At 69.5% G+C, this 930-nt stretch carries 2 protein-coding genes; one reads left to right on the top strand and one right to left on the bottom strand.

Features of this window, described 5'->3' with window-relative positions:
• The coding region (locus ELR45_RS40385; RefSeq protein WP_276320637.1) for an ArsR/SmtB family transcription factor at positions 1-195 on the top strand (195 nt) is incomplete at its 5' end.
• Between the two features lie 97 nt (positions 196-292).
• Here the strand turns inward: ELR45_RS40385 and ELR45_RS36830 are convergent.
• On the bottom strand, positions 293-930 hold a 638-nt coding region (locus ELR45_RS36830; protein ID WP_205855894.1), incomplete at its 5' end, for a substrate-binding domain-containing protein.

Genomic DNA, 930 nt, shown 5'->3' on the forward strand with positions numbered 1-930 from the left:
GCCGTCAGTCAGCACCTGGCGAAGCTGCGCTTGGCCGGACTGGTCGAGAGCCGCCGGGAAGGCACGTTCATCTACTACCACGCTGCGGACACCCACGTCCGCCAGCTGCTGGAGCAGGCGCTCTTCCATGCAGACCATGCCAAGGGCGCGCACCCCGAAGAGCACGACCCGCACCACGTCCACACTCTCGGCTGATCCATGCAGCCCGGCGGCTGAGGCAGCGGGCAGCGACGCCTCACCCACCGCGCTCACCGGCGTCCGCCCAACGCGAACGCCCAGGCAATGAGCCGCGCTAGAGCGTGCGCACCCGCGCCGTCGACTCGGCCGGCTCGAGCTCACACGGCAAGAGCCGGAGCGATGGACCGCCGGAATGCCCAGAATGCGCGCGCCCCTGAGCACGAGTGCCGTCCTCGAGCTGATCGATCAGCATCTCGACGGCGAGCCGGCCCAGCTCCGGGCCGGGCGAACGCATGATCGACAGCACCGGATCCGACATAGCGCCCACCTCGCTCGACGTGCTGATCGACAGCACCGACACGTCGTCGGGAACCCGACAGCCCGCGCGGGTCAGACCGGAGATCACGCCGAAGGCTGCCTGCTCGTTCATGACCATCACGGCGGTGGCCTCCGGCCGATCCTTGAGCAGGGCCGCGGACAGCTCGCGACCCGAAGCGGCATGCTGCGCGCACTCCATGAGCACGGACTCAAGGCCACGCTCGGCGCACACACGGCGGAAGGACGCCTCGGCGCGGACCTTCGCACCATAGCGCCGGAAGCTCTCGGTCGGCGGCCGCTCGGTCACGAACACGATCTCCCGATGCCCCAGCTGCTGAAGATGTGCGACGGCGTTCTCCACGGTCACGTCGAAGTCGATGTCGACGTACGGCAAGCCGGCCGGCTCCGCGGTGCGCCCGATCATCGCGAACGGCG

Source organism: Phytoactinopolyspora endophytica (genome assembly GCF_004138495.1).
Lineage (GTDB): Bacteria > Actinomycetota > Actinomycetes > Jiangellales > Jiangellaceae > Phytoactinopolyspora > Phytoactinopolyspora endophytica.